General features: G+C 35.1%; 14 protein-coding genes and 1 other RNA gene. 5 read left to right on the forward strand and 10 right to left on the reverse strand.

All coding sequences use genetic code 11. The features are described from left to right. Window positions 1-26: 26 nt before the first annotated feature. The 10 genes from VHP32_05685 to VHP32_05730 all read right to left on the reverse strand — a co-directional run bounded on the left by VHP32_05685 (window position 27) and on the right by VHP32_05730 (window position 8,183). A complete protein-coding gene (locus tag VHP32_05685) occupies window positions 27-1,316 on the reverse strand; it encodes a HAMP domain-containing sensor histidine kinase (protein HEX2787379.1) in 1,290 nt (429 codons plus the stop codon). A 10-nt stretch (window positions 1,317-1,326) separates the two neighbouring features. Beyond that, window positions 1,327-1,749, reverse strand: a complete 423-nt coding sequence (locus VHP32_05690) for a hypothetical protein (protein ID HEX2787380.1) — start codon at window positions 1,747-1,749, stop codon at window positions 1,327-1,329. 41 nt (window positions 1,750-1,790) lie between these two features. Further along, on the reverse strand, window positions 1,791-2,474 hold the full coding sequence (locus VHP32_05695; GenBank protein ID HEX2787381.1) for a response regulator transcription factor: 684 nt from the start codon (window positions 2,472-2,474) through the stop codon (window positions 1,791-1,793). A gap of 12 nt (window positions 2,475-2,486) precedes the next feature. Continuing rightward, complete coding sequence (locus tag VHP32_05700) at window positions 2,487-3,851, reverse strand: glycosyl hydrolase family 18 protein (GenBank protein ID HEX2787382.1); 1,365 nt, start codon at window positions 3,849-3,851, stop codon at window positions 2,487-2,489. An 84-nt stretch (window positions 3,852-3,935) separates the two neighbouring features. Next, on the reverse strand, window positions 3,936-4,211 hold the full coding sequence (locus VHP32_05705) for a hypothetical protein (protein HEX2787383.1): 276 nt from the start codon (window positions 4,209-4,211) through the stop codon (window positions 3,936-3,938). Window positions 4,212-4,306: 95 nt separating this feature from the next. Further along, window positions 4,307-4,816 carry a hypothetical protein gene (locus tag VHP32_05710; GenBank protein HEX2787384.1) on the reverse strand — a complete coding sequence of 170 codons (510 nt, stop codon included), beginning with the start codon at window positions 4,814-4,816 and terminating at the stop codon, window positions 4,307-4,309. An 86-nt stretch (window positions 4,817-4,902) separates the two neighbouring features. Continuing rightward, entirely contained in the window at window positions 4,903-5,796 is an 894-nt protein-coding gene (locus tag VHP32_05715) for a carotenoid biosynthesis protein (GenBank protein ID HEX2787385.1), read from the reverse strand. A gap of 210 nt (window positions 5,797-6,006) precedes the next feature. After that, entirely contained in the window at window positions 6,007-6,594 is a 588-nt protein-coding gene (locus VHP32_05720; GenBank protein ID HEX2787386.1) for a DUF1697 domain-containing protein, read from the reverse strand. Window positions 6,595-6,609: 15 nt separating this feature from the next. Further along, on the reverse strand, window positions 6,610-7,272 hold the full coding sequence (locus VHP32_05725; protein ID HEX2787387.1) for a hypothetical protein: 663 nt from the start codon (window positions 7,270-7,272) through the stop codon (window positions 6,610-6,612). After that, window positions 7,269-8,183, reverse strand: a complete 915-nt coding sequence (locus tag VHP32_05730) for a nucleotidyltransferase domain-containing protein (GenBank protein ID HEX2787388.1) — start codon at window positions 8,181-8,183, stop codon at window positions 7,269-7,271. The genes VHP32_05725 and VHP32_05730 overlap by 4 nt, the downstream gene beginning before the upstream one ends. Before the next feature lie 222 nt (window positions 8,184-8,405). On the opposite strand from VHP32_05730, the gene VHP32_05735 reads away from it, so the two are divergent. The 5 genes from VHP32_05735 (at window position 8,406) to VHP32_05755 (ending at window position 12,857) form a co-directional block, all read left to right on the forward strand. Then, window positions 8,406-9,752: an LptF/LptG family permease gene (locus VHP32_05735; GenBank protein HEX2787389.1), complete on the forward strand. Its 1,347-nt coding sequence runs from the start codon at window positions 8,406-8,408 to the stop codon at window positions 9,750-9,752. Window positions 9,753-9,872: 120 nt separating this feature from the next. Then, an RNA gene (ffs, locus tag VHP32_05740) (signal recognition particle sRNA small type) lies at window positions 9,873-9,971 on the forward strand. A 30-nt stretch (window positions 9,972-10,001) separates the two neighbouring features. Continuing rightward, window positions 10,002-11,006 (forward strand): Gfo/Idh/MocA family oxidoreductase, encoded by a 1,005-nt coding sequence (locus VHP32_05745; protein ID HEX2787390.1) that lies wholly within the window; start codon window positions 10,002-10,004, stop codon window positions 11,004-11,006. Between the two features lie 55 nt (window positions 11,007-11,061). Next, window positions 11,062-11,760 (forward strand): response regulator transcription factor, encoded by a 699-nt coding sequence (locus VHP32_05750; GenBank protein ID HEX2787391.1) that lies wholly within the window; start codon window positions 11,062-11,064, stop codon window positions 11,758-11,760. 14 nt (window positions 11,761-11,774) lie between these two features. After that, complete coding sequence (locus VHP32_05755; GenBank protein ID HEX2787392.1) at window positions 11,775-12,857, forward strand: ATP-binding protein; 1,083 nt, start codon at window positions 11,775-11,777, stop codon at window positions 12,855-12,857. Window positions 12,858-12,905 lie beyond the last annotated feature (48 nt).

Here is a 12,905-nt window from a genome sequence, read left to right on the forward strand (position 1 = left end):
AAATAGATTCTGAAGCAATTTTGAAGTTAAAACTCAATCTTGAATGAATGAACTGAATCTTTGAAAGAATAAGTTATTGTGTATTTATAATATTCACAAATTTTATTTATGATTGATAACCCAAGCCCTGATGAGTCTTTGTCAGCGCTTTTTTTATAAAATCTCTTAAAAATTTTATTTTCATTTAATGCCTCGTTCTTTCCTGTATTCGAGATTTCGAGAAATTTATCCGTAAGCACAATATTTATAGTTCCGTTTTGGGTATTATGCCTTATTGCATTTTGCAAAAGATTTGTAATTAAAATATCAATCAGTGTTTTATTTGCAATTACATTTTTTTCAGATAAATCTTCTGCTAAATAAATTTGTCTTAGTTCAAGAATTTCTTTAAAGTTGCTAATGTGTTCATTTATGAAGTTTTTAAGATTTATGTTTTCTGTATTTCTGAATTCATTATTATCGATTTTTGCAAGAAGCGTCAGCGCATTGCCCAGCTTCGAAAGTTTTTCAACTGCTTTGAAAGACTGCATTACTAGCTCTCTTTGGCTTTCCGTTAAGCTTTCTGACTGAATTAACAAATCCAACTTGCTTTTTATAATTGCAAGCGGTGTTTGTATTTCATGAGATGCGTTTTCGGAAAATTCTTTAAGCGTTTTATATTCTGTCTGTGCATAAGCCGTTAATCTTTCAAGCTGTTCATTCAGTTCGTCAAACTCTTTTATTCCCGAGCTACCGAATTTTATTTCATGTTGATTTTTTATATCAAACTCCTTTGCTTTTTCTAGAGTTTTATAAAACGGCTTGAAAGATTTTTTTGAAATGAAATAATTGCTTGTGATAATTACGATTATCAAAGCAACAAATAAAATCGACATAGACATTACAACAGTTTTAATCACATCATTGTCTTCATAAGCAAGTATTGTCAGTTCGATTTTAAAATTTTGTCCGTTTATGTTTCTAATTGACGTAAGCTTCCTGTGAGGTTGAAGTTTGTTTGTAGGTTGATGAAAAACCAGTGTATCAGAAAAAGTTTCCCCGATGACAACATTTTCGTTGGGAGGAATCGGAGTGATGCTTCTCATTCTTTCATCGGGTCTGCCGCGTCTGTCCTGTGAGTCGAGTGGCGGTTGTTGAGGGGGAGGCACACCGGTTTCCAGTCTTCTTATTGTTTCACCTAATTGATGGTTCAAGTCCCTGTCGCGGGTTTTAATAATCCCGTCTTTATAAATAACATAAGTTGCATAACCACCAATTAAAAAAATTAAAACGGCAATTAAAATATTCCACAGACTTATTTTGGTTATTAATCTCACTTAATCCGAATTAATTTTTAAAGCTGTCGAGAAACTTTGCGTTTTCATCGGCAAGTTTTATTGCAGTAAGCTTTCCGTTTCTGTTGAATGCAATGTGTCTTTGTCCCTGCTCTGTATTGAAAACAACACTTAGAACAAGCGAGCTGTCTTTATAAAAATCCATCATTCCGGATGAAGTGCAGTATAAATATTGAAACGGCTCCGGTGAAATTGTGTTTTTTAAATCTAAAATATTCTTTGAATCCGATACTTCGATGGTTTTTATTTTTTGATGACCTAAAGAATCAAAGTCCATCTTTAAAGATAATCTCACATAATTTACATCGGATAAATCGGGCAGGTTTTCAACTTGCGGTTTGCTTCCGCAGGAAAAGATAATGAGAAGCATAATTATCAGGACGAATATTAATAATATGGAAACAATCTTTTTCATATTACAAAATTAGTTTAAAATTCTGAAGCAAATTTGAAGTGTTATTTCTCGGAATCGCTGAATTTATACCCCAGTCCATAAACCGTTTTTATATAATCATTTCCGCTTAAATTCATGATTTTCTTGCGGAGATTTTTAACATGCTGATAAATAAAATCAAAATTATCGGACGAATCCATGTAATCTCCCCACAGATGCTCGGCTATGGCGTCTTTTGTCAGAACCCGGTTTTTATTTGCAATGAAATAAAGAAGAAGCTCATATTCCTTCAGAGTGAGTTCAATCTTTTTTTGATTTATGAAAACTTCTTTATGTTCGGTATTTATTTCAATTTCGTTGAACTTAATGCTGTCAAACCCGCTGAATTTTTTTCGTCTGTAAATGGCTTTTACTCTGGCAAGAAGTTCGGGAAGGTGAAATGGTTTTGCGAGATAATCATCAGCGCCAAGATTCAGACCGCTGATTTTGTCATCAAGAGAATTTTTTGCGGAAATTATTAAAACGCCTGTTTCGGATTTTTCTTTTTTAAGTTCTTCAAGAAGATGCATTCCGTTTCCGTCAGGAAGCATGATGTCGAGGACAAGAATGTCATAATCATAAGAAAAAAATTTTTCACGTGCAGTTTTAAAATCCGAAACTGCTTCGCAGACGCATTCATTCTGAAAAAGATATTCTTTTATATCTTTGTTAAGCTCAGGTTCATCCTCGACAATTAATATCTTCAACCTATTAATAAATTATTTTACTAACATCATTTTTTTCGTTTCTGTAAAATTACCTGCACTCAGTTTATAAAAATACGTTCCGCTTGGCAGTTCATTAGCATTAAAATCAAAAATATATTCCCCCTGCGATAAATTATTATTGATTAAAACAGCGACCTCTTTTCCGTTAATGTCATAAATCTTTAATGATACAAATCCTGTTTTTTGCAAGCTGAATCTTATCGATGTGGACGGATTGAACGGATTCGGATAATTCTGATGAAGCTTGAAAGTTGTTGCATTAGAAGAAATATTATTTATGTTGCTTCCGACAGGATGAAAAATTGCATAATAATTATTTGCAAACTCATATCGCGGATGGCAGGTTGAAACTGCATCCCAATTTATTGACCACGTCATCATTCCGCGCAGAGTTGGATAAGGACCACCCTTCAAAGTGTAATGCGCCGGTTTTGGCGCAAGTCCGCGCAGGTAATTTATTGCGGCTTTCACAGTATCAGGATGAACGTATCCGCCTCCGGCAGCGCTTGAGCATGCAGGTAACCCTATTGCAACTTTGTTAGCGTTTATACCAAGAAATGTTCCGGCTGCGGGTGTCGTCCACGGCGTAAATCCTCTTATTAATGATTCGGTTTGAGAAATAATAAAATCAGCAGTTCCCTGATTATAAATTACAGAGTCAAGCCCGTACATGCTTCCGCTGTTATACAATTGAGGATGAATGACATCAATTGAATCTCTGAATGCCTGCACAAGCGGAAGAAGCGCTCCGTTAATTCCGGAATATGCAAAAAACCCTCCCGTTATATATGCAGTTTCAGGAGCCATAGTAAGAGACATTTTTTTATTATACTGCTGGCGGTATCTCACCATTAATCTTTTTATTGCTTCAATCATATTTACCATCTTCGGGTCGGTGGGATTATTAATCGTTCCGCTTGCTGGTGGAATCGATGCGCCTTCGATATCAATATCAACTCCGTCAAAGTTATATGTGGTTATAATCGTAAAAAGAGAATTTATAAAAGTATTGCGTTGGTTTGTGTCCAGCATGTAAATAGGATGATTCGCTCCGCCGATTGAAATATTTACCTTTTTTCCGCGCATCTTCATCGTGTCAATCTGTGCTTTCAGCATTGCTTGTGTTACAACTTCAGGAGTAAATGTCATGTTATATGTGGTTCCTTCAACCGGAGTTGCAAACGAAACCATTATCATGTTATAACTGGAATCTACCTGCGTGAGCTGAATATAAGGCGATTGTGAATCCTGCCAGTTCTGCCAATAACCTACAAGTGCAGGAGCTGGAGTTTGCGCGCGAAGAGAATTTGTTAATAACAAAAAAAATAAACTAACGACCGGAATTATTTTTTTCATATATGGCTGATAAATTATATGACTATAATTCCGGTAAAATAGTTTAAATAAGCAAGATAATCAAAGAGATAAATTTATGGTATATCAGGAAATTATATTGTGAACCGGATAAATTTCCGGTTGAGGCGCAGTCACACCTGTGCCTTCAAGAATAGGACTTAATGTTCCGAAAAATTCATTTAATGCTTCAGGTGATTCCCAAACGTCAATGACTATACTTCCGCCATTATTTAATCCCATAATGTGATGCGGACGTTCTTTTATTTTTCCTTTGCCTGCCTCTTCAAGTTTTTTTATGACAGTGTCATATTGCTCCCTTGTCATATCAGGAGCACGAAAAATTGCTACAATTTTGCTCATAAGTTATTTTTAGATTTAATTTTTTGATTATACAGCAGTAAAAGATAAATATTTTATCTTTAAATGCTGTAAAAACAATTACGAAGTTTTGGAAACTATGGATTTTGTATTTTCAAATCCGGGTTTTTACTGGAGGATTCCCACAAATAAATATTTCTGTTTTTATTCAGAAGCAAATATAAACCCCATGCCATAATCAAAGTTGAAGGAAATCCGGAGCCAAACCCGAGCGGTGATATGCAGATAAGAAAAATCATTCCGCCTATCGCTCCGGTAACAAATATTCTTCCTTTAAGAAGCATTGAAACACCTATCATAAGCTGGCACATAGCAATTGAAAAAACTATTGCAGTGATATTATCACCAAAAAATCCTTCTATGATATAACTATAAATAGGAAAAAATGCAAATTTACTGTACTCAAGATAAACCTGCGGAGTGTTAAGAGCAGTAATGGCATTTACCCATCCTGCCCATATGAATAGCAGAAAAAACATCACACGTGCAATTTTAGGTTTTTTCCAGCTGCACAATAGCATTATTAATGCAACAATATTGGAAATTATAACACCATAAAGAATTGTCTGAGAATCGTTGAAGTCCATATTTATATTGTAAGCTTTATTCTTAATAAAAATAGATTCAACAATTAAAATTCGGAATGACTTTTGTCAGTTTTTGAAATTAAATTTTAACCCTCAGGAATTTTTTCGTTATTCTTAACTATTATTAAAGATAAAATAGAGAAAAAAATCATCGTGAAAATTGATATAATCGCCATTGTGTCGTGAATGTCGCCCGTTGACCATGTTTTTCCTGCGGGGTCGGTAACATTATATATGGGAGCAGTATATTTGCCAAGAATAAAATCAATCGCATATATTGCATAAAATATTGCTGCCTGATACCAGTAAGTTTTGTTTGCAGCAGGCATATTTTTAAAGTCAGACTCCGGCTGTCTGGATATATACCACGCAAATATCTGGAAGAAAGTATAAACACATAAGTACCATCCTGTAAAGTTCGAAAACGGAACGCCGAAATATCCTCCGCCTTCACGCCATACCCAGTCGCCGTTTATCGTTGATGAGTCAGGGTCGAATGAAAAGTCCCAGCTTGCCACAAGGAACGCTGCAACAACAGGAACGAAAAAAATATTTGTTTTCTTTAAAACCGGAGCAAGCGCGCCAATCAATGACTGCGCCATAATCCATGCAAGATAGCCGATTGAAAAATATGCAAACCCGATTATGATGGGAACATTCCAGATTTTTGGTCCGAGATTATCACTGTAATAATAATTCCCGAACGGAAATGTCGTCTCGACGCTCAGGTTTTCATAAAAATTTCCAACAATGAGACTTATGACTGCAAACACAGCCATGTTCTTGAGTCCGTATCGCATTTTACCATGAACTATGGCAAATATAAACGGAAGCAGTATGCTTCCGAAGTTAAACATATCACGCGTAATAATCTGCGGAGCGAAACTATTGCCGACAACAACAAAAAAATATAAAACTGCAAGTAGCCAGAGAAAACCTGTAACAGATTTTTTTTCGTGTACAACTCCTGTTTGTTCCATTTGGATTGGTTTATTTTTTAAAAGTTTTTTATGAACATAAAAACAGAATATGACCAGGAATGTGAGAAGTGAATATACAGGAGAACGATGCAATTTAACGTTTATAAAACATAAATAACAGCCGATATAAAAATGAAATATAAGTTGAGTGAGTTAAATATTCCCCCTTAGCAAAGGGGGTTAGGGGGTTGTAAAATTGTTCATTGCACATTACTCATTGCTAATTGGTGAAATCATTTTCAAAATCGTATTCCAATTCCTTGTGGTGTTTTGAATTTTCTTAAACTCTTTCGAGAGATAAGTCATGTAGTCACCGCCTTTCTTGACAGAGGGATATGCGATGATGAACACCTCGCGGCTGCTTAATTTATTCATTCCTATAATTTCAAAATCTTTCTCGGGTGATTTATAAGGAAGCTTCGGCTTGTGCTCCGGTTCGTCATATAAAAAACTTACATACATCTTTGCTTCTTTCGGTGAGAGCTTGCTGAATTTCTTGAACGGGTCGAGCTCAATCAGTTTTTTCAATTCATCTACTGTCCGCACAGTCGTTCTCACTTCATAGCCGAGCGCTTTCTTCAGGCCTGCCTCGATTTTTGCTTCAATCTTTTTATCGGGTTTTTCCAAAGCCGCCGCGGAGCTTTTGCCCGGTGCATCGAAAAGCACGTTCCCGCTTTGTATGAAAGTCTTGATGTTCTTGAACCCGAGCGAAACAAAAATCCTGTTCAGCTCTTCCATCTTTATGAGCTTATGCCCGCCAACATTAATCCCCCGTAAGAAAGCGGTGTATGAGGTCATGGCGCAGAATAATAGCTAAATATTATGAGATAATAATTCCTCTTTATGTCTTTTATATAAACTTTTTAAATTATGAGGATTTTTTTCTTTTAATATTAATTGTAATTTTTTGCATAGTTTACTTACAATATATAACCTTTGTTTAGGTGTTAAATTATCAATATTGTTTTTATTGATATCATATCCAACTTCTCTGGTAATAAATTCATAATCGGCAAATGTTTTTAAGTTAAAAAGAGGATTACTTGAATATATTTCTAACTTATTGATTTTGAATGAAAAATGTATATCAAAAAAATTAATTATTTTAAAAAGTTTTTGAGCATAATTTCTATCAGTGCCATCATAAATAGTTATATGCGGATGATAATCATCATAGGTTTTTTTACTTTTTGTTTTCCAGATATCATGTAAAATATTTTCGTTTGAACATCGCCAAAATACAGTATTTTGATTTAAATGAAAAAAAGTACCCACTCCGAAAACTGGAAAATATTTTCCTTCAATAGCTTTACTTTCTTCTTGTAATCTTTTTACCTGATTTGTTTTGTAGGGACCTTTAACGGTTACGTGGGAAGAACTTTTTTGTTGAGGGTCTGCAACTACCCTAATACTATCTATAATAGTTTTTAGATCATTATCATTTATATAAATAACAAAAAAAGATTTCTTACTCATATCAAAAAATATAATAAATTATCACTATTGTCAACATTCATCATTATTTTGAAAATTTTTTTAGCAAATTCTCTAGATTTTCCAAAGGCTTCATCACGGTTTTTTTGTATACTTACCCATTCTAATAAAGCTTGATTTTCAACTTGCATTTTTTCTAAAAACCAAGAATAATGTTCAATTAACAAATCAATATCTTCTTTTTTAACTTTACCCATTTCAGTTAATTTCTTAAGTCTATCCAAAGGAGTCAATGAAATTATTGATTTAATGCTTTTTTCGTCTAAAATTTCGGCACTATAAAGAACACTTAAAAGGAATGAATAACAAATTAATTTCCTACTAAATCTTAGTTTAAGATTTTTAATGTGAGCTTTATTTTTTTTGAGATTCAATTCATAGTCAGACACTTTTGTGCTTGCATCGGATTTCCTATTTCTGCTATGTTCATAATTTAGGCACATTGTTCGCCAAAACCTTATAACGTCATTTACTAAAAAAACAGGCTTGAAATCTTTTTCGTGCCCATGAAAGTCCTTATAATATTTATTTATCGTTGTATCAATAATTTTTTCATATAAATTTTTATTATATATAAACCTGCCTTCTAAAAGTAATAACATTCTTGCTGTAAAATAATTACAATGGTCATCTTTTCTGCTTCCCAATTCATCATAAAAATTATTTACGTTATGTATTTGTAGATATTCACCATCACTTGAAAATTCTGGAAAATTCATTTCTCGACAAATTTTTATTATTCCAGAATCAATTAATATTTTATCAATTTTTGGAAATTCTTTTTCTTTGTTGTTATCATAAAGAAAAAATAAGTCAATATCTGAAAATTCACATGCTTCTAATCTTCCATATGAGCCAGTTGTATAAATGCATAAATCTTGATGATTTTGCAATTCAGGTATATTCTTTAATCTATCTTTAAAATCTGAAATTCTTTCTTTACTATATTGTTCTTGATTAGAAATATTACCTCACTTTTTAATAAAAATTAAATAATTTTAATAATTATTAATTTATACTATACTTAAATGATACAGGTTTTGCAGAATTTGGCAACATTATTAACATTAATTTAATATAAAAGTATTGAAAAAACAATTGGTTTTATTTGTATTTTGATTCTTTACCGCTACATATTAAAAGCTCATATCGGACCGTTTTTCTTTGCGCTGGCGATTGTGGTTTTTCTTTTCCTGTTTCAGTTTTTGATGAAGTCAATCGACCAGCTCATCGGGAAAGGTCTCAGCATCTGGATAATCATTCAGCTTATCTCGCTTAACCTTGCGTGGATGCTCACGCTTGCCGTTCCGATGGCTGTGCTTGTCGCAACACTTATGGCGTTCGGGAATTTTGCATCGAACAACGAAATCACCGCCGCAAAAGCAGGGGGAGTAAGCTTGACGAAGCTTATGATTCCCGTGATTTTGATTTCTGGAATTTTATGTTACCTGATGGTGCGCTTCAACAACGACGTTCTTCCCGAAGCGAATCATAAGGCGCGTGTGCTATTCAGTGACATCACGCGGACAAAACCGACACTCATTCTCGAACCGGGGAAATTCAGCGAGGATATCGGCGGAGCAAAAATTCTCGTGAACAAAACTTTTCCGAACAGCAACAACATAGAGGGAATTTTTATTTATGATAACTCGCGGGGCAATTATAAAAATCTTTTTACAGCGCAAAGCGGTGATATTGGATTCTCAAACGATTTCAAAAATATAATTTTAAATCTCAGCAAAGGCGAAATTCATCAATACAACACAGGTGACCCTGCTAATAAATACCGCAAGGTTGAATTTGAAAAACACAGGATGATTCTGCCTGCGGAAAATTTCGGGTTCCAGCAATCAGGTGAGGGAAGCTTAATCCGCGGCGACCGTGAGCTTCCGGCTGAAACAATGAGAAATATTGCTGACAGTCTGCAGCTGGTTCTTAACAAAGCCGACAGCACTTTTGCTGCAAGAGTCATAAATGAAATAAATATTGTTGCTTCGCTGAATTATAAGGACACGGTTTATAAACAATATCTTCCTGATGCAAAAGACTCTGCTTTGACTCCCGAATTTTATGCCGTGAAAAATAAAACTTTCGACAGCTTGAACTCAATTGCAAAAAGAGTTTTCGCATTGGTGCAATCGGGAAAAACACATCAGACTTTTAAGCAGGAAGCATCAAAACAAATCGATTCATATCTCGTTGAGATTTATAAAAAATATTCCATTCCGTTTGCATGTATAGTGTTTGCTTTAATCGGCGCACCGCTCGGCTATCGCGTGAGAAAAGGCGGGTTCGGAATTGCCGCGGGGTTCTCGCTTTTATTTTTTCTGCTTTACTGGGCGTCACTCATTGGCGGGGAAAAGCTCGCAGACAGGGGACTTCTCTCGCCGTTTATGGGAATGTGGATTGCCAATATTATTTTAGGGGTATTCGGATTGTATTTAATGTTTAAATCGTCTTAGTTATATTTAACTAAACGAATATGTCATCCTGAGCATAGCGAAGGATCCCATTACCAAAGGAATGGGGGACTCTTCACTTCGTTCAGAGTGACACAAACAAGTTCTTAAAAACAAGATTTTTGCTAAGCCCCGAACAATACGGTGTTACCCAACCCCGTGAGGTCCGGAAGGAAGCAGCGGCAAGTAATTACTGTATGTGATTCGGGTGTCTTGGCAAATTTTTCATCTCTTACTTTCCTCTCTAACTCTATGGATAAAGCCAAAATTGCAGTTGTGGGTCTGGGTGGTGTAGCTCAAATAATACACCTTCCATGTCTATTACGTATGAATGACGTTGAAATCGTTGCGCTTGTCGATACCGATTTCAGCAAAGCAAAAAAAGTTGCAGCAAAGCATAACATCAAAGGCGCATATAAAGACATCGATAAGATGCTCGAAGAAAACCCCGATATAAACGGTGTGATTATTTCTGCGCAGACAAACGTTCATAAAAATCTTGCAATAGCCGCGCTTGAAGCAGGCAAAGATATTCTTGTTGAAAGACCACTCGCAAGAAATCTGAAAGAAGCAGAGCCGATTGTCGAAGCTGCGAAGAAAGCAAAGCGCAAGCTCATGGTGGGTATGAATAACCGCTTCAGATATGACGTGATGATGCAGAGAACTTTTGTCAAATCAAAAGAGCTTGGCGATATTTTCTTTGTGAAGACCGGCTGGTTCAAAACGCGGAGCTCCGAGCAAAAATGGTTTACAGAAAAAGAAAAATCAGGCGGAGGCGTTGTTATTGATAACGGTATTGCAATGCTCGATACGGGAATGTGGATGCTCGGTTTTCCTGATGTTTATTCTGTTTCTGCTATTAATCATTATCATAATACAAAATCGGTTGAAGATACAAACTTCACTCTGATAAAATTCAAAAACGGTTCTTCGCTTAATCTTGAAGTAAGCTGGAGCTTAATTCGCGATGAGTTTTTCTATTGTAACGTGTATGGAGAAAAAGGATGCTCTGCTATTAACCCTCTGAAGATTTTCAAGAAGATGGAAAGCAATATTCTTAACATCACTCCGACTAACATAAAAATGTCAGCAAATCCGTTTAAAAATAGTTACGAACTTGAGCTAAAACACTTCATAGGTGTGTTAAAGGGGAACGATAAGCTTATTTCTTCGGGTGAAGAAGCGCTAAAAGTGATGGAAATTATCGATGCAATATATAAATCGGCAAAAAGCGGTAAGGAAATAATTTTTAAATAAATTGATAAAGATTTGTTAACATTAGGATAATATATTGATAGATAAAGATAAAAAAATGAAATATAAAGTGCTTGTTGTTGATGATGAAAAAGACATCGTTGACCTGCTGAAATACAACCTCGAAAAAGAAAACGAGTTTGAAGTAACCACAGCATATAACGGAAAAGAAGCGCTCGATGCCGTTCAAAATGAAAAACCCGATATTATTCTCCTCGACATTATGATGCCTGAGCTTAATGGTTTTGAAGTCTGCAAAAGATTGAAATCCGATCCGTCAAATTCAAAAATTCCTGTCATATTTTTGACTGCTAAAGAAAACGAAATTGATGAAATTGTCGGACTTGAAATCGGAGCTGATGATTACATTCAGAAGCCAATATCACCGCGTAAAGTAATTGCGAGAATGAAATCGGTTATTCGCCGTAGCAATGTTAAAGCAGTCAACACAAAGAAAGTTGAAGAGGTAATTAAATTCAAAAACCTTGAAGTTGACAGCATTTCTCACACAGTCAGAATAAATCGTAAAGACGTGTTTTTCCCGAAGAAGGAATTTCAGCTCCTTCATTTTCTTCTTGCAAACCGTGGAAGAGTTTTTTCCCGGGAAATTTTGTTGAATCAAATCTGGGGTGAAAATATTTATGTAATCGACAGGACAGTTGACGTTCATGTAGCGAAAGTCCGTGAGAAGCTTGGTGAATATGCCGATTACATCGAAACGATTAAAGGTCTCGGATACCGCTTCAAAGATGCGTAAGCTAAATACACCTGATGTTTAAATCAAACCTCATCTTAAAGTTTTCGTTTTTCATTCTCATAATTTTAATCCTCTCATTAATACTTCAATTTGTTTTCAATGCCGGCATTACTTCTGTAATAATTTCATCTGTTATTATTATAATAATTTATATCGTCTCATTATATTTCTTGAATACCGAAGTTGTGCGGCCGATGAGTATTTTTAATTTTTTCTCAAAGGAAATTTATGATACTGATAAGCAAAACGATACCGATGACTTCGAAGAAAAGCTAACCGAATTGAATAAAGTAAATGAGCTGCTTGGTGAGCATCTGAATAAAAATAAATACAATGATGATGTTAATGATATTTTTTATTCGCTTCAGCTGACAACAGAACGCCTGACTAACGAGCTTAACACTGCAAAAATATTCAAAGTAAATCGTAATGAGTTTCTCGGAAACGTTGCGCATGAGCTTCGTACGCCGATTTTTGCAATTCAGCTTTCACTTGAAACCCTGCTTGACGGAGCAATTAATGATGAAAAGGTGAACATGGATTTCCTTAACCGCGCGATGAAGCAGGTGAACCGCCTCAAAGTGCTCGTTGACGATTTAATTGCAATCTCTAAGTTTGAAACAGGAATAAGAATGAGCAAGCGGTATTTCAACTTCAATGAATATGTTAAAACCATTGTCGCCGAGATGCGTTCTCTTGCTGAAAACAAAAACATCGAACTGAAGTTCGATACAAATCTTGATGATGAAACTCAGGTCTTTGGAGATTCAGAAAGCTTGAAGCAGGTTTTTATAAACTTAATCGATAATGCGATTAAATATACTGCTGAAAACGGTTTAATAATTGTTAGGCTTACAGATTCAGAGAAAAATGTCTTAGTGTCGATATTGGATAACGGTATTGGTATTCCTAAAAAAGATTTGGCAAGAATCTTTGAGAGATTTTACCGAGTGGATAAAAACCGTTCGCGTGACAGGGGAGGCAGCGGACTTGGTCTTTCTATTGTAAAGCATATTCTCGAAGCACATAATACACAGATAAAAGTTGAGTCGGAAGAAAACAAAGGAACAAAGTTTGAGTTTAACTTGCAGAAATAAAAAAGCCGCATAAAGCGGCTTTTTTATTAAGACTTAAAATATATTTTT

It is taken from the genome of Ignavibacteria bacterium (assembly GCA_036262055.1).
Classification (GTDB): Bacteria; Bacteroidota; Ignavibacteria; order Tepidaquicellales; family Tepidaquicellaceae; genus DATAJP01.